This window comes from Pseudoxanthomonas sp. JBR18 (assembly GCF_028198165.1).
Classification (GTDB): Bacteria; Pseudomonadota; Gammaproteobacteria; order Xanthomonadales; family Xanthomonadaceae; genus Pseudoxanthomonas_A.
Genome location: NZ_CP116339.1, coordinates 4,467,215 through 4,483,667, shown reverse-complemented (window position 1 = coordinate 4,483,667; position 16,453 = coordinate 4,467,215). Strand labels below are relative to the sequence as shown.

The following is a 16,453-nucleotide window of genomic DNA, read 5'->3' as shown; positions in this document are numbered from 1 at the left end:
GGTTTTCCTCCCCAATCGTGAACCCCACTCACCCCATGTCAGCTTCCCCCCCGAACGATCGCTGGATCGTGCTCAAGTTCGGCGGCACCTCGGTGTCGCGTCGTCATCGCTGGGACACCATCGGGATGCTGGCGAAAAAACGGGCGCAGGAGCATGACGCGCGGGTGTTGGTGGTGGTCTCGGCCCTGTCCGGGGTGACCAACGAGCTCACCGCGATCGCCGACGGCGCCGCCGATACCGAGGCGCGGGTGGCCGCGCTGGAGCTGCGCCATCGCGAGTTCCTGGCAGAGTTGGAACTGGATGCCGAGGCGGTGCTGGGGCAGCGCCTGGCCGCGTTGCGCGCGCTGGCGGTCGATCCGCGCGCGGCCGCGCGTGCGCTGGATTGGCAGGCCGAGGTACTGGGCCAGGGCGAACTGCTGTCCTCCACGATCGGTGCCGCCTACCTGGCGGCCAGCGGCCTGGATATCGGCTGGTGCGATGCGCGCGACTGGCTCGATGCCATGGCCATCCCCAACCAGAGCGCCTGGGCGCAGCGCCTGTCGGTGTCGTGCGATCCGCGCGGCAGCGACGACTGGCGCGCGCGCTTCCACACCCAGCCTACGCGGCTGCTGATCAGCCAGGGCTTCATTGCCCGCCACGGCGACGGCGGCACGGCCGTGCTGGGCCGCGGTGGCTCGGATACCTCGGCCGCTTACTTCGGCGCCCTGCTCAAGGCCCGGCGGGTGGAGATCTGGACCGACGTGCCGGGCATGTTCAGCGCCAATCCCAAGGAAGTGCCGGACGCGCGCCTGCTCACCCGCCTGGATTACTTCGAGGCCCAGGAAATCGCCACCACCGGCGCCAAGGTGCTGCATCCGCGCTCGATCAAGCCGTGCCGCGACGCCGGCGTGCCGATGGCGATCCTGGACACCGAGCGCCCCGAGCTGCCCGGGACCAGCATCGACGGCGAGGCGCTGACCGTGCCGGGCGTCAAGGCGATCAGCCGCCGCAACGGCATCGTGCTGGTGTCGATGGAAGGCATCGGCATGTGGCAGCAGGTGGGCTTCCTGGCCGACGTGTTCGATCGCTTCCGCAAGCATGGGCTGTCGGTGGACCTGATCGGTTCGTCGGAGACCAACGTCACCGTGTCGCTGGACCCGTCCGAGAACCTGGTCAGCACCGACGTGCTGGCCGCGTTGTCCTCGGATCTGGCCGAGATCTGTCGGGTCAAGGTGATCGCGCCGTGCGCGGCCATCACCCTGGTCGGGCGCGGCATGCGCTCGCTGCTGCACAAGCTGTCCGATGTCTGGGCAACGTTCGGCAAGGAGCGCGTGCACCTGATCTCGCAGTCGTCCAACGACTTGAACCTGACCTTCGTCATCGACGAGGCCGATGCCGACGGCCTGCTGCCGATCCTGCATGGCGAACTGATCGACAGCGGCGCCATGCCGGTGGAGGAGACCAGCGTGTTCGGCCTGCGCTGGCGCGAGCTCAACGGCGCGGTGCGCCCGCGCCCGACGCCGTGGTGGCGCGATCAACGCGAGGCGCTGCTGGCGCTGGCCCCGGCGGGCACGCCGACCTATGCCTACCACCTGCCGACCGTGCGCGAGCGCGCGCGCGCGCTGGCCGCGATGCCGCAGATCGATCATCGCTACTACGCGATCAAGGCCAATTCGCACCCGGCGATCCTGCGCACGCTGGTCGAGGAAGGCTTCGGCCTGGAGTGCGTTTCGCACGGCGAGCTGAAGCTGGTGTTCGCCTCGGTGCCGCAGCTGGATCCCAAGCGCGTGCTGTTCACCCCGAGCTTCGCGCCCAGGCACGAGTACGAGGCCGCCTTCGCCCTGGGCGTCAATGTCACGCTCGACAATGTCGAGGCCCTGCAGCGCTGGCCGGAGATCTTTCGAGGCCGCACGCTGTGGTTGCGCGTGGACCTGGGCCATGGCGATGGCCACCACGAGAAGGTCAACACCGGCGGCAAGGCGTCCAAGTTCGGCCTGTCGGCCGCGCGCATCGACGAGTTCGTCGCACTGGCGCAGACGCTGGGGATCACCATCACCGGCCTGCATGCGCACCTGGGCAGCGGCGTGGAGGCCGAGGGCCACTGGCGCCTGATGTGCGACGAGCTGGCCGGCTTTGCCCGCCGTATCGGCACCATCGAGGTGATCGACATCGGTGGCGGCTTGCCGATCCCATACCACGCCGATGACGAGCCCTTCGACCTGGACGCCTGGTCGCGCGGTCTGGAAGAGGTCAAGGCCGTGCATCCGGCGTTCCGCCTGGCTATCGAACCGGGCCGCTACCTAGTGGCCGAGTCGGGCGTCCTGCTGGCCAGCGCCACGCAGGTAATCGAGAAGGACGGCGTACGCCGCGTGGGCCTGGACGCGGGCATGAATGCGCTGATCCGCCCGGCGCTGTATGACGCCTGGCACGACATCCTCAACCTCAGCCGCCTGGACGAGGCCGATACGACGACCTTCGACGTGGTCGGGCCGATCTGCGAGTCCTCCGACGTGTTCGGCCGCCGTCGCGTTCTGCCGGTGGCGACCGCGCCGGGCGATGTCATGCTCATCGCCGATGCCGGCGCCTACGGCTACAGCATGGCCAGTACCTACAACCAGCGCGAGCTGCCCAAGGAAGCAATCATTGATGTCTGAGTGGACCTTCCAGCGCGAGAGCGTCAAACAGTTCCGTTTCGTCGGCTGCGACTTCGATGCGGCCACGGGCGAGGCACGGCTGCGCTACGCCTTCGACCAAGGGCCGGAGCTGGTGGAGACGGTGCGCTTTCCCGGCGCGCCGTTCGCGCTGGACGACGCGCGCGCGCGCGCCGTGCAGCGGGCGCTGCGCCTGCTGCACCTGATCGCCGGCGTCAGCTACTACAAGGCGGCCGTGCCGCCGGAACTGGTGATCGAAGGCGAGCCCATCGGCGCGGAGACCGCGGCGATGATGGAGGACATCTACACCCACGGCCTGGGTGAGTTCGCCTACCGCAACGGGCTGGACCTGCACGGGCGCATTCGTTTTCCGGCCAGCGAGGCCGCCGACACCGCGCCAGCGCCCGCCTTGGGGCTGGCGTCGCATGCGCTGGTGGCCATCGGCGGCGGCAAGGATTCGCTGGTGACGATCGAGGCGCTGCGCCAGGCGGGCGTAGCCCAGACCGTCAGTTGGGTCGGCGGTTCGCAGCTGATCGCCGCCTGCGCCGCACGCACCGGCCTGCCGACGCTCAACATCACCCGCGCGCTGGCGCCGGCACTGTTCGAGCTCAATCGCCAGGGCGCCTACAACGGCCACATTCCGGTCACCGCGATCAACTCGGCGATCCTGGTGGTGGCCGCGCTGCTGCGTGGGGTGGACCAGGTGGTGTTTTCCAACGAGCGCTCGGCCAGCTACGGCAGCCTGATCCCCGGCACGGGCGAGGTGAACCACCAGTGGTCCAAGGGCTGGGCGTTCGAGTCGCTGTTCGGCGCGCACGTGCAGCGTCATGTGGCCGCCAACCTGGCGTACTACTCGCTGCTGCGGCCGCTGTCCGAGCTGGCGGTGGCGCGGCAGTTCGCCAAGACCGATCATTACGACGCGCATTTCTCCAGCTGCAATCGCAACTTCCACATCCTCGGCGAGCGTCCGGTCAATCGCTGGTGCGGCATGTGCCCCAAGTGCCATTTCGTGTTCCTGGCGCTGAGCAACTTCATGCCCAAGCCGCGCCTGCTGAACATCTTCGGCCGCAATCTGCTGGACGACGTGGCGCAGACGGCCGGTTTCGACGCGCTGCTGGAATACCAGGACCACAAGCCGTTCGAATGCGTGGGCGAAGGGCGCGAATCGCGCGCGGCGATGGCCGCACTGGGCCAGCGGCCGGAGTGGCGCGAGGACGCGCTGGTGGCGCGCTTCAACCGCCAGATCGCCCCGCAGCTGGACGCAGCCGAACTGCAGATCGCCCCGCTGCTGCAGCCCGAAGGCGAGCACCGCATCCCGCCTGCGCTGTGGGACCAACTGCGTGCGAATTTCGCAGCTTGAGGGCCAGCGCATCGCGCTGTGGGGCTGGGGGCGCGAAGGTCGCGCGGCCCATGCCCTGCTGCGCCGCCGACTGCCCGCCCAGCCGCTGACGCTGTTCTGCAGCGCCGCCGAAGCCGAGCAGGCCGCAGCGCTGGATGACGCGCTGCTGTTTCCGCGGTCTGACGTCAGCGGCGCGGCGCTTGGCGGCTTCGATGTGGTGATCAAGTCGCCGGGCATCAGCCCGTATTCGCCCGAAGCCCTGGAGGCGCAGGCCGCTGGTGCGCACCTGCTGGGCGGCACGGCGCTGTGGTTCGCAGAGCATCCCGACGCGCGCACCGTGTGCGTGACCGGCACCAAGGGCAAGAGCACGACCACCGCGTTGCTGGCCCACCTGCTGCGCGCTGGCGGCTATCGCACCGCGCTGGCCGGCAATATCGGCCTGCCGCTGCTGGAGGTGATGAACCCGCAGCCCGCACCGGAGCTGTGGGCGATCGAGCTGTCCAGCTACCAGACCGGCGCGGTCGCCGATGGCGGCGTGCGGCCGGAGGTCGCCGTGGTGCTTAACCTGTTCCCCGAGCACTTGGACTGGCACGGCAGCGAGCAGCGCTACATCGAGGACAAGCTGGCGCTGGTGACGCGCGCGGCGCCGCGCACGGCTGTGCTCAACGCGCGCGATCCGGTGCTGGCGCAGCTCGACCTGCCCGACAGCCGCGTCATTTGGTTCAACCGCGAGGATGGCTGGCACCTGCGTGGGGATGTGCTGTTCCGCGGTGATGCCGAGGTGTTCGACACCCGCGCGGTGCCGCTGCCCGGCCGCCACAACCGCGGCAACCTGTGCGCGGTGCTGGCGGCGATCGAGGCGCTGGATATCGAGGCCACGTCGCTGGCGCCTTCGGCGGTGAGCTTCCAACCGCTGCCCAACCGCCTGCAGACGCTCGGCGCGCGCGCTGGCGTCACCTACGTCAACGATTCGATCAGCACCACGCCGCACGCCACGTTGGCGGCGCTGGAGTGCTTTGCCGGGCAGCGCATCGCGCTGCTGGTCGGCGGCCATGATCGCGGCCTGGACTGGCACGGCTTTGCCGATGCGATGCGTACGCAGGCACCGCTGGGCATCGTGACCATGGGCGCCAACGGGCCGCGCATCCACGCCTTGCTGGAGCAGGTTGCGGGCGAGGGTGGTTGTGCCCTGGCGTCCGCGCCTGACCTTGCGATGGCAATGCACCAAGCCGAGGCGATGCTGGGCGGGCAGGGCGTGGTGCTGCTGTCGCCGGGCGCGCCGAGCTTCGGTATGTACCGGGACTACGTGGAGCGCGGCAAGGATTTCGCGCGGATCGCGGGGTTTGATCCGGAGGCGATCGTGGCGATTCCTGGGTTGGGTGTGGCTTGAGGCGTTGCGCCGCCTTGGGCGCTTGGAGGCCTTCAGGCAAGGGCTCTGCAGCAAAGGCTTTCGAGCAAAGGCCGAAGCAGAAGCTTTGAAGCAGAAGCAGAGCTTTCGCGCCTGCGGGCGCGAGCTACTTTTGACGCGGCAAAAGTAGCCAAAACCGCTTCTCGCCGGGACGCACGTCGGCGCTACGCGCCGATCCCCTGCGCTCCTCGCGAAGCAGGACACGGCGCCCAAACTCGCTTCGCTCAAACAGGGCGCCTCTTCGGCCCTGCTTCGCCGCGGTGCTCGGCGTGCTTTACGGCTCAGGCAGGTAAAGCAACAGCGAAAGCAGAAACTCTTGAGCAACAGCAACAGCAACAGCAACAGCAACAGCCGAAGCAGCCCTTTCAAATGGTCATTCACGCAAAAGCGGAAGGTGCTCTACAACAGACGAATGTCTGGTCATCCAGGGACTTTGTTCTTCGCTCCTCGCTTTTGCTCGTGCTTCCAGGTCCCCCGTAAGGCACGGCGGAGGGACGAGGATAAGACCCGCAGGGCGCCGCACATGGATGTGCGGCGTTTTTCGAGGGGACAGGATGTTCCTTCGAAAAATCCCTCGGCCCGCAGCGGACCTGCGCGCAGCGCAGGCGTGCCGCCCGGGGCGTGTTTCTTTGCCTACCTTTCTTTGCACGAGCAAAGAAAGTAGGTCGGGCTGCGCAGCGGCACGAACGCTCTTGCTTTGACGTGATCAACAACCCGGAACAGATGCGCCTAAGCGCCCCGTGCAACCCCCATCAAGCAAACGCCGCCGCATACCCCGACTGCATCACCGCCTTCTGCAGCGCCTCGGAGACGCGCAGGTTGCCGGCCACGACCTGGCGGCCTTCGGCCTGGGTGCCGTCGTCCATGCGCGCCAGGGTGCGGCCGCGGAAGTCGCTGACCTTGCCACCGGCCTCGCGCACCAGCAGCACGCCGGCGGCGATGTCCCAGGCCTTCACGCCCGCCTCGAAGTAGGCGTCGGCGCGGCCGCAGGCCACGTAGGCCAAGTCCAGCGCGGCCGAGCCGGTACGACGAATGTCCTCGGCGTGGTTGAGCAACTCGCGCACGCACTCCAGGTGCGCGCCGACGCGGGCCCGCTCGCGTGGCGGGAAGCCGGTGTGGATCATCGTGGCGCCCAGGTCCTTGCGGTCGGCCACGCGGATCTTGCGCTCGTTGAGCTGGGCGCCGGCGCCGCGGCTGGCGGTGAACAGCTCGTTGCGCAACGGGTCGAAGATCACCGCGTCGGTCGGCTCGCCGTTGTCCACCAGGGCGATGGAGACGCAGTAGTGGCCAAAGCCGTGCAGGTAGTTGCTGGTGCCGTCCAGCGGGTCGATGACCCAGTGGTAGCGCGGGTTCTTGCCGGGCACCACGCCGCCTTCCTCGCCGATCACGCCGTAATCGGGGTAGGCGCGGCGCAGTTCCTTGATGATCGCCTTTTCCGCGTCGGCATCGACCTCGCTGGCGTAGTCCATGCGGCCCTTCTGGACTACGTTGAGCGCGTCGAGCTTGTTGATGCTCCGCAGCAACACGTTGCCCCCGATGCGTGCGGCCTTGGTCATGACGGTGACGACGGGATTCAACATGCGAAACAACCTCGAGGACAGGCAGGGCGCGGGACGCGGCGGGTGGAAAGAGCGAGTACCGGCGCGGCGGCCGGACCGCGCATTCTAGCATTTCGGCCGGGTCCAGGCCGTCCGGCGCCGCATTGGCGCCTGGGGCAGGGACGCGCCGGCGGACGCCAGCCTCTAGAATTGCCGCCCATGGATTCCATCGACCCGATCGCCGCCGCACGCATTCGTTTCGTGCTGGTCGGCACCCAGCATCCCGGCAACATCGGCGCGGCCGCGCGCGCGCTCAAGACCATGGGCCTGTCCCAGCTGATTCTGGTCCAGCCGGAAGACTTCCCCAGTGACGAGGCCTACCGTCGCGCCGCCGGCGCCGACGATCTGCTGGCCGACGCGGTGGTCACCCATGATCTGGCCTCGGCGGTAGCGGACTGCCGCCTGGTGCTGGGGTGCACCGCGCGCAGTCGCCGCGTGCAGTTGGAGGAGCACACGCCGCGCCAGGCCGCGAGCCGGCTGGCCCACGTGGCGGCCGAGGCGCCGGTGGCGCTACTGTTCGGCCGCGAGCGCACGGGCCTGACCAATGAGGAACTGCAGCTGTGCCACGCGGCGGTCCACATCGATGCCAACCCGGACTACAGCTCGCTGAACCTGGCGGCCGCCGTCCAGGTGCTCTCCTACGAGACCCGGCTGGCGCTGCGCGGTGGTGCGGCGCCGGAGGTATTGGCCGCGCCCGCCGTCCCTGAATCGCGAACGGACCTGGCCACCCATGCGCAGCTTGAAGGGTTCTTCGCGCAACTGGCCGAGACCCTGGAGCAGATCGATTTCCACAAGGGGCGCGCGCCAGACTCGGCCATGCGCAAGCTGCGCCGTCTGTACCTGCGCGCCGACCTGGACGAGAAGGAGGTCCGGCTGCTGCGCGGCATCCTGGCCGACGCCCAAAGGATGGCCAGGCTTGCGGGTGAAGGTGGGGTGAAAAACTCTGTCGGGTAGCGGGTATTTCCGCTAGGCTGGCCCGTCATTTGCCGCACGATGTGTCCCTTGCGTACCTGGTTTGTCCGTGTCCTGCTGTTGTTGACGGTAATGGCGATGCCGGTGATGGCGGCACCGGTGCCAGGCAGCGACGACCCCCACGTGCTGGTCCTGGGGCGGATCAGCGACGACCCCAAGGCGCATTACGCCCAGCTCAAGCCCTTGCTGGATTACGTTGTGGCGCACATGCGGGATGTAGGCATCACCGGGGGGCGCATCCTGATGGCCCGCGACGCGCGCCAGATGAGCAGCTATCTGCGCCGTGGCCGGGTGGACTGGGTCACCGAAACCTCCGGCACCGGCATGGAGCTGGCACGCCGCGGCGGGGCTGAGCCGTTCCTGCTGACCGAGCGTGGCGGGGCCAGCGCTTACCACACGATCATCTTCGCGCGCGCCGATTCGGGGCTGACCTCCGTCGCCGACCTGCGTGGCCATGCGCTGGCGCTGCAGGGCGTGGGCTCGACCAGCGCCTATCTGGTCCCGGCCTCGATGGCGCTGGAAGCCGGCCTGCCGATGGAACTGTTGCTCTCGCCGCAGGATCGGCCCGATGCCGATTCGGTTGGCTACGTGTTCGCGCGCTCGGAGCTGAACATCGCCGCCTGGGTGGACAAGGGCATGGTCGATGCCGGCGCGCTGAGCAACCTGGACTGGGACAACCCACGGCGCATGCCCGAGAGCTTCCGACGCAACATGCGGGTGCTTGCGCGCAGCGACGATTATCCGCGCGCGGTGGAGATGGTGCGCTCGGGGCTTCCCGTCGAGGTGCGTGCGCGCCTGCATGAGGTGCTGCTGGACGCCGCGCGCGATCCCCAGGCAAGCGACGCGCTGCGGCGCTTCTTCGGCACCACGCGCTTCCTCGATCTGGATGCCGAGTCGCTGCGCGCGCTGGAGCGGGTCCGCCAGGCCGCGGCCCACGTCCGCGAGCACATCGAATGACGCGCCGGACGCGTTTCGGCCTGCAGGCGCAGCTGGCCCTGGGCCTGTCCGTGGCGCTGGTCATGGTCCTGGGGCTGATGGCCGTGGTGCTGCAGCGCCAGCGCGCCATGCAGGAAGAGGTGGACCAGCTCGGTCGACAGGCCGTGCAGTCGATGGCTTCCGAAGGCCTGACCCGGCGCGGTGCCGCGATGGCCCAGCAGTTGGCCGATTCACTGGCCAATCCCATGTATTACTCCGACCTGGACGCCATCGGCACCCTGGTGCGCGAAGCCACCCGCCAGCCCGACGTGGCCTATGTGCTGGTCTACGACGACGACGGCAACCTGGTCACCGACGGCTCCTGGGACATGGCCTCCTATGGGCAGCCGATGCAGGATCCGCTGGCGGCGCGTGCCCTGGCCAGCAATGGGCTGCTGACCCAGTGGTCGGACAAGGTGGTGGAGGTCTCGCAGGTGATCGAGTTGGGCGACTCGCGCCTGGGCGGCGTGCGGGTGGGCTATTCGCTGGCCGAAGCACGTACGAGCGAGCAGCGTGCCGCCGAGGTGCTGCGTGCGCGGCTGGATGCGCTGGGGCGCCGCCACTTTGGCTGGATCGCGACCATGCTGGGCCTGCTGTTGCTGGTCGGTGTGGTGCTGGTGGCTTACATGCAGCGCAGTCTGGTGCGGCCGATCCGCTTGTTGGCGCAGTCGGCGCGGGCCATCGGCGTGGGCGACTACGACGTGCCGCGCCCGGTCAGCGACCGCCAGGACGAGGTGGGCGAACTGGTCCGCGCCTTCGCCGAAATGAGCGACAGCATCGCCCGGCACGACCGCGACGTGCGGCACATGGCCTATACCGACGCGCTGACCGGCCTGACCAATCGCCTGGCGTTCCGTGAAAGCCTGGACCACCGGATCATGCTCGGTCGCGTCGCTGGTCGCGACCTGGCCCTGCTGTTCGCCGACATCGACGACTTCAAACGGGTCAACGATTCGCTGGGGCATGAGGCGGGCGACGAAGTGCTGCTGCATTTCGCCGCGCGCATCCGCGAAGCGGTCCAGCGTCTGGGCGGCGACGACGCCATGGTGGCCCGCTTCGGTGGCGACGAATTCGTCATCCTGATCCAGGGGGGCGATGTCCGTCAGGCGGCCTCCACCCTGGCCGAGGAGATGGTCCAGGCGCTGAGCCTGCCGTTGAGCGTGCAGGGTCGGCAGGTCTACCTGGGCACCTCGGTGGGCATCACCCTGTTCCCGGAAGACGCCACCGGGGCCACCGCGCTGATGAAGAACGGCGACGTGGCGATGTACCAGGCCAAGATGGCGGGCAAGAACTGCTACCGCTTCTACAGTCGGGCGATGGATCAGGCAGTGGAGCGCCGCGTGCGCATGGAGGCCGAGTTGCGCGGGGCGTGGGACCGCGGCGAGCTCTCGCTGGTCTACCAGCCGCTCTATCGACTGGCCGACAACCTGATCGTCGGTGCCGAGGCCTTGCTCCGCTGGCAGCATCCCGAACTGGGCGCGATTCCCCCGTCGGTGTTCATCGAGGTGGCTGAGCAGAGCGGTCTGATCGAGCAGCTCGGCCCGCAGGTCCTGCGCGCGGCATGCGACGCGGCCTCGCGCTGGGGCCTGCCCAGCGCGTCGGGGGGCGAGCTGCCGTTCGTCTCGGTCAACGTCTCGCCACGCCAGCTGCGCAGCGGCGACCTGCCCGAGGTGGTCTCGCGCGTGCTACAGGAAACCGGCCTGTCCGCCGGCCGCCTGCATCTGGAGCTGACCGAGACGGCGGTGATCGGCGACGAGGCCCACGCCAGCCTGATGCTGGCCAAGCTGCACCGCGCCGGGGTGAAGGTCTGGCTGGACGATTTCGGCACAGGCTTTTCCGGCCTGAGCCACCTGCGCCGGGTGCCGGTGGACGGGGTCAAGATCGACCGCAGCTTCATCACCGACCTGCAGCGCAATCCCGACGACCTGGCCCTGACCACGGCGATCATCGCCATGGCCCACTCGCTGGGGATCGCGGTGGTCGCCGAAGGCGTGGAGAAGCAGGGGCAGTTCGACCTGCTGCGCGAGCGCGGCTGCGACCTGGCCCAGGGCTACTGGCTGGGCTATCCGCTCAACGACAGCGAGTTCGCTCAGCTGCTGCTCTAACCGCCGCGCCGGGACGGCGCTACATCCTGGTTTGCAGCCAGTGCAGCGCGACCTGGCCCAGCTCCTTGAGCGAGACGCCGAACACCACGACCGCCGCCGCGCCCAGGACCCACGCGCCCAGCATCAGCATCCCGTCGCGCTCGAGCAGGGCGAACACATACACCAGCAGCAACAGGCCGAACAGGTAGTTGGTGAAGGGGATCGGCAAGGCCAGCAGCACGCCGAGCAGCAGCAGCAGCAGGCCGGTGAACGCGCCCGCCAGACGACTGTCCAGCATGCCCGCCCACCGCGGGCGCACGACCTTCTCCAACCAGCGCAGCGGCTTGGCCAGGGCGTTGCGGAAGCGCACGACCGATTGGCGCTGGGGGCCGCGAATGGCGATGAAGCGCGGCAGCCAGGGCTTGCGCAGGCCCAGCAGCAGCTGCGCACCCACCAGCATCACCAGCGGCCCGCTCAGGCCGCCGGCCACGCCGGGAATGGGGATGAAGGAGGGCAGCACGCCGATGAACAGCAGCATCCCGAAAGCGCTCTGCTTCAGGTCGGCCAGCAGGTCGACCAGGCGCAGCCGCTCGGCCGGATCGCCACGCGCCATGTCATCGAGCAGGCTGCGGGTGGTCTCGGCGTGGTGGGATTGGGCCGAACCGTCACCCGACGATGTCGTCATCGTCATCGTCTTCGTCCTGCAGTTTCTGCAGCAGCAGCTTGTCCACGCGCGCCCCGTCCAGGTCGACCACCTCGATGCGCCAGCCGGCCCACTCGAAGTGCTCGCCGGTATGCGGGATGCGACCGAACTGCTCGATCACCATGCCCGCGGCGGTGTGGTAGTCGCGCTCGTCCGCGCCGGGCAGCTGCACGCCGCCCATCAGCTCGCGCAGGTCGTCGTTGGACAGCGAGCCATCGATCAGCAGCGAGCCGTCCTCGCGGGTGACCACCAGGGCGTCCGGATCGGGATTCTCGGCGGCCTGGTGGTAGCGGCCGATCACCGCGTTCATCAGGTCAGCCAGGGTCACCATGCCCTGGATCTCGCCGTACTCGTCCACCACCAGCGCCAGGGACTGCTGCTCCTCGCGCAGGATCTCCAGCAGCTTCATCGCATGGGTGGATTCGGACACGAACAGCGGTTCGCGCAGCTCGGTGAACAGCTCCGGCGAGTGGTCGGCGATGCGGTCGAGCAGCGACTTGACCTCCAGCACGCCCACCACGTCCTGGTCGTTCTCGCGGAACACCGGGAAGCGCGAATACTGGGCCTGGCGCATGGTCTGCAGGTTGTTCTCATACGGGGCGGCCACGTCCAGCCAGACGATGCGCTTGCGCGGCGTCATCAGGCTGTCGGCGGTGCGGTCGCCCAGGCGCAGGACGCGGTTGACCATGTTGCGCTCGTCGTCGTCGATCACGCCCTGCTCGTGGCTCTCGCTGACCAGCATGCGGATCTCTTCCTCGGTCACTGCATGGCGCGCGTCGTCCTTGATGCCCAACAAACGCAGTACGCCCCGGTTGATCGCGCCGAGCACGGCCACCACCGGGCGGGCGAAGCGCGACAGCCAGTCCAGCGGGATGGCCACCACGGCGGCGATCTTCTCGGCGTTGGTCAGGGCCAGACGCTTGGGGATCAGTTCGCCGAAGATCACCGAGCCGGCCGTGATCAGGGTGACCGCGGTGCCGACGCCAATGGGCGCGGTGTAGTGCTCCGCGCCAGGGAACCAGCCCGCCAGCCAGCCGGCGATGATCGCGCCGATGGCGTCGCCGCCGAACACGCCGGCCAGGACGCCGATCAGGGTGATGCCGATCTGCACGGTCGACAGCAGGTTGTCCGGATGCTCGGCCAGGGCCAGGGCCACGCGCGCGCCGCGGCTCTCGATGGCCATCTGCTTCAGGCGCAGCTTGCGCGAGGTCATCAGCGCCATCTCCGACAGGGCGAAGAAGGCATTGAGGATGATCAGGAAAACGACGATCAACAGCTCGAACACGAAGCGCCCTCCAGGTCAGTGGCGGGGGCGGAGGTCATCCGGGCGAGGGCGGCGCGCGAGGGGGCCGCGGGGGGGTAAGGGTCGTCGTCCATAAGATGCGCCCCGTTCAGGGCGCTGGAGGAGTCTAGCAAAGGCGGGCGTCAAGGACCCAGTGTGGGGCAACCTCACGTGAATCAAGCGCTTGCAAGGGTGTCAGGCGATCAGACTGTGACGAGGGGTCATCAAACCGTCATAATTGCCGGCTTCGACGTCGCCCCGTCCGGCGACAGGTGCCCCGACGCATGTTTTCCCTGCAGACCATCTTCGGCTCCGGCCAGCAGTTCTACACCCTGCTCGACGAGGCGGCCGACGCCGCGCACGACAGCACCAAGGCCCTGCACACCATGATGAAGGGCGCCAACCGGCAGCCGGCGCTGGATGCCTTCAAGCTGGCCAGGCAGCGCGAGCGCCAGGCGTCGGACAAGATCGGCAAGGCGCTGGTGGACAGCTTCATCACCCCGATCGAGCGCGAGGACATCGAGGCGCTGGGGTCGGCCCTGCACAAGATCCCCAAGCAGGTGGAGAAGTTCGCCGACCGCTACTCGCTGGCGGTGACCCACCTGGAGCACATCGACTTCGCCCCGCGCGCGGCGATGCTTGAGCAGGCCGCCGGCGTGGTCCAGCAGATGGTCACCGTGCTGCCGAAGATGAACCTGGACCAGGTCACCTCGCTCTACGAAAAGCTGCGCGCGCTGGAGAACGAGGCCGACCGGCTGATGCTGGAGCTGTACCGGGACATCTACTCGGGCCGGCTGGACAGCCTGCAAATGTTCCTGCTCAAGGAGTTCTTCGAGATCCTGGAGAAGGCGATCGACCGCTGCCAGGAAGCCGGCGCGGTGGTGTACCAGATCGTGCTGAAGAACTCCTGATCGCCATGTGGCAGCTCCTTTCCCCCTGCGGCCGGGGTCTCCCGGGTCGCGTCCTGTGCTCCCTGGAGGCGCCGCGATGCTGACGCTCGTGCTGGTGGTGATCCTGGCCGCGTTGGTCTTCGAGTTCATCAACGGCTTCCACGACACGGCCAACTCCATCGCCACGGTGGTGGCCACCAAGGTGCTAGCCCCGGGCTGGGCCGTCGCTCTGGCCGCGGTGATGAACCTGATCGGTGCGCTGACTGGGACCGCGGTGGCCGCCACCATCGCCACTGGCATCGTCAACACTGAGGTGGTGGATGCCAGCTCCCAGGTCATCCTGTGCGCGCTGCTGGGCGGGATCGTGTGGAACCTGATCACCTGGTGGAAAGGCCTGCCTTCCTCTTCCAGCCATGCCCTGATCGGCGGGTTGTGCGGCGCGGCGCTGGCGGCCGCGCACAACAACTGGGATGCGTTGATCTGGTCGCAGCACGCCGGCAGCTGGTTCAAGAACAAGGGCCTGCTGTGGAAGGTCTTCGTGCCGATGATCACCTCGCCCATCGCCGGCTTCATCCTGGGCGTGCTGATGATGCTGCTGCTGTGGGCGATCATCGCCGGCATGAGTCGCGCCGGCGGCATGCTGCGCCGGCTGGCGCGGCCACGCTGGGTCAATGCGTTCTTCGGCAAGGCGCAGATCGCCTCGGCCGCCTACATGGGCTACGCGCACGGCCACAACGATGCGCAGAAGACCATGGGCATCATCGCCCTGACCCTGTTCGGGGCCCAGCAGGGCGGGGTGTTGAACGACCTGCCGTCGTGGCTGTCGTTCCTGCATCCCGATCCGGCGGCCAGTGGCGCCGACGTCGCCTTGTGGATTGTGCTGACCTGCGCGGTGGTGATGGCGGCAGGCACCGCTTCGGGTGGCTGGAAAATCATCAAGACGCTGGGTCACAAGATGGTCAAGCTGCATCCGATCCACGGCTTTGCTGCCGAGGTCAGCTCGGCGACCATCCTGACCGCCGCGGCGCACTTCGGCATGCCGGTGTCGACCACCCACAGCATCTCCACGGCGATCATGGGCGTGGGCTATGCCAAGAATCCCAAGGCGCTGAAGGTCAGCGTGATCGAGCGCATCGTGTGGGCGTGGATTCTGACGATTCCGGCGGCGGGGGGCATTGCGTGGCTGATGTTGAAGGGGTTGGAGGTGATGGGGTGGGCGTAGGCCTTCTTGTCGCCTGATGGATTGCTGGGACGGGAGGCCTTGGGGCTTCCCGTTCTGCATTCGGGGATTGGGTTTTTCGAGATAGGGCAGGAGCAAGAGCTTTCACGCCCTGCGGGCGCGACTTCCTTTTGTCTTAGCAAAAGGAGGCGGAACTGCGGCTCGTAGCGGAGACGCTTCGACGCTATGCGTCGGTCCTCCGTGCTACTCGCGAAGCGGGGCGCGGCGCCCAAACTCGCTTCGCTCAGACTCTTCGGCACTGTTTCGCTTCGGTGCTCGGCATGCTTTACGGCTTAGACATTTGACGTGGCGATGCTGGGGGCAAGGCAAGAGCTTTCACGCCCTGCGGGCGCGACTTCCTTTTGTCTTGGCAAAAGGAAGCAAAACCGCTACTCGCCGGACACTCGCCGCCGCTGCGCGGCGGTGCCCTGTGCTTCTCGAAGAAGATGGCACGTCGCCCAAACTCGCTTCGCTCAGACAGGGCGACTCTGCGGCCATCTTCTTCTGCGATGCTCGGCTCGCTTTACGGCTCAGACAGGTGAAGCAACAGCAACAGCAACAGCAACTGCAACTGCAACACAAAACTAAAAAGCAAAAGCCAGGGCTCTGGCTTTTGCTTGCGCTCTGAAATCCTCCGTGAGGCACGGCGAAGGGGCGAGGCAAAGACCCGCAGGGCGACGTGCATGGATGCACGTCGTTTTTGGACGGGACAGGGTGTCCCATCCAAAAATCCATCGGCCCGTAGCGAACCTGCGCGAAGCGCAGGCGTGCCGCCCGGAGTGTGTTGACCAGACGTGCGTCTGTTGAAAAGCGCCTCTTTGCCTAGCTTTCTTTGCACAAGCAAAGAAGGTAGGTCGGGCGGCGAAGCCGCGCGAAAGCCGTTGCTTCTGCACTAAGCCAACAAATCGGGATGCGCTCGAACAACAAAGCAAGCCCAGCCTAGAATCCATCCATGGCCACCGACCTCTCCACCCCCGAAGCCCGCGCCGCGGCCATCCTCAAGGCCATCCGTGCCGTGCCGGCCGGGCAGGTGGCCGGGTATGGGGAGATCGCGCGCCGGGCGGGGCTGCCGGGGCGGGCGCGGCTGGTGGCGCAGGTGCTGCGCAAGTACGGGGCGCCGGATCTGCCCTGGTACCGGATCCTGCTGTCCAGCGGCCGGGTGGCCTTTCCCGAGGGCAGTCGCGGCTACCGTGAACAAAGCCAGCGGCTGCGGGCCGAAGGGGTCAAGGTGGTCAAGGGGCGGGTGATCGGCCAGAAGGCCGCCGCGTCGATCGACGAGCAGATCTGGGGCCAGGAGTGAGCCGAGGACGGCGACTGGCGCGCGCCGGCCGGGGAATGGCCCGCCCACGCACC

The 16,453-nt window shown here is 67.9% G+C and carries 13 protein-coding genes; 9 read left to right on the top strand and 4 right to left on the bottom strand.

Going from position 1 to position 16,453, the window contains the following annotated elements; all coding sequences use genetic code 11:
• The first annotated feature begins 35 nt into the window (after window positions 1-35).
• From PJ250_RS20040 to murD, 3 genes are read left to right on the top strand one after another with little or no spacing between them, the layout of a single operon-like run.
• Window positions 36-2,633, top strand: coding sequence for a bifunctional aspartate kinase/diaminopimelate decarboxylase (locus PJ250_RS20040; RefSeq protein ID WP_271646391.1), 2,598 nt, complete (start codon window positions 36-38; stop codon window positions 2,631-2,633).
• Window positions 2,626-3,990: a UDP-N-acetyl-alpha-D-muramoyl-L-alanyl-L-glutamate epimerase gene (murL, locus tag PJ250_RS20035; protein WP_271646390.1), complete on the top strand. Its 1,365-nt coding sequence runs from the start codon at window positions 2,626-2,628 to the stop codon at window positions 3,988-3,990. Before PJ250_RS20040 ends, murL begins: the two co-directional genes overlap by 8 nt.
• A complete protein-coding gene (gene murD, locus PJ250_RS20030; RefSeq protein ID WP_271646389.1) occupies window positions 3,971-5,359 on the top strand; it encodes a UDP-N-acetylmuramoyl-L-alanine--D-glutamate ligase in 1,389 nt (462 codons plus the stop codon). Before murL ends, murD begins: the two co-directional genes overlap by 20 nt.
• Before the next feature lie 770 nt (window positions 5,360-6,129).
• On the opposite strand, the gene PJ250_RS20025 is transcribed toward murD, so the two are convergent.
• Entirely contained in the window at window positions 6,130-6,957 is an 828-nt protein-coding gene (locus PJ250_RS20025) for an inositol monophosphatase family protein (protein ID WP_271646388.1), read from the bottom strand.
• A 177-nt stretch (window positions 6,958-7,134) separates the two neighbouring features.
• Between PJ250_RS20025 and PJ250_RS20020 the strand changes: the two genes are divergently transcribed.
• From PJ250_RS20020 to PJ250_RS20010, 3 genes are all read left to right on the top strand, one after another.
• Complete coding sequence (locus PJ250_RS20020) at window positions 7,135-7,929, top strand: RNA methyltransferase (RefSeq protein ID WP_271646387.1); 795 nt, start codon at window positions 7,135-7,137, stop codon at window positions 7,927-7,929.
• Between the two features lie 90 nt (window positions 7,930-8,019).
• A complete protein-coding gene (locus PJ250_RS20015) occupies window positions 8,020-8,904 on the top strand; it encodes a phosphate/phosphite/phosphonate ABC transporter substrate-binding protein (RefSeq protein ID WP_271648716.1) in 885 nt (294 codons plus the stop codon).
• Window positions 8,901-11,027: a putative bifunctional diguanylate cyclase/phosphodiesterase gene (locus PJ250_RS20010; protein WP_271646386.1), complete on the top strand. Its 2,127-nt coding sequence runs from the start codon at window positions 8,901-8,903 to the stop codon at window positions 11,025-11,027. Before PJ250_RS20015 ends, PJ250_RS20010 begins: the two co-directional genes overlap by 4 nt.
• Window positions 11,028-11,046: 19 nt before the next feature.
• On the opposite strand, the gene PJ250_RS20005 is transcribed toward PJ250_RS20010, so the two are convergent.
• Window positions 11,047-11,697 (bottom strand): exopolysaccharide biosynthesis protein, encoded by a 651-nt coding sequence (locus PJ250_RS20005; RefSeq protein ID WP_271646385.1) that lies wholly within the window; start codon window positions 11,695-11,697, stop codon window positions 11,047-11,049.
• A complete protein-coding gene (locus PJ250_RS20000; RefSeq protein ID WP_271646384.1) occupies window positions 11,672-12,994 on the bottom strand; it encodes a hemolysin family protein in 1,323 nt (440 codons plus the stop codon). The genes PJ250_RS20005 and PJ250_RS20000 overlap by 26 nt, the downstream gene beginning before the upstream one ends.
• Window positions 12,995-13,275: 281 nt before the next feature.
• On the opposite strand from PJ250_RS20000, the gene PJ250_RS19995 reads away from it, so the two are divergent.
• Complete coding sequence (locus PJ250_RS19995; protein ID WP_271646383.1) at window positions 13,276-13,902, top strand: DUF47 domain-containing protein; 627 nt, start codon at window positions 13,276-13,278, stop codon at window positions 13,900-13,902.
• A 76-nt stretch (window positions 13,903-13,978) separates the two neighbouring features.
• The gene (locus PJ250_RS19990) at window positions 13,979-15,103 is read left to right on the top strand and encodes an inorganic phosphate transporter (protein WP_271646382.1); all 1,125 of its coding nucleotides are present in this window, start codon (window positions 13,979-13,981) and stop codon (window positions 15,101-15,103) included.
• A 520-nt stretch (window positions 15,104-15,623) separates the two neighbouring features.
• Here the strand turns inward: PJ250_RS19990 and PJ250_RS19985 are convergent.
• Window positions 15,624-15,785, bottom strand: coding sequence for a hypothetical protein (locus PJ250_RS19985; RefSeq protein WP_271646381.1), 162 nt, complete (start codon window positions 15,783-15,785; stop codon window positions 15,624-15,626).
• 267 nt (window positions 15,786-16,052) lie between these two features.
• Here PJ250_RS19985 and PJ250_RS19980 point away from each other — a divergent pair, with 267 nt between their 5' ends.
• A complete protein-coding gene (locus PJ250_RS19980) occupies window positions 16,053-16,400 on the top strand; it encodes an MGMT family protein (protein ID WP_271646380.1) in 348 nt (115 codons plus the stop codon).
• The last annotated feature ends 53 nt before the right edge of the window (window positions 16,401-16,453 follow it).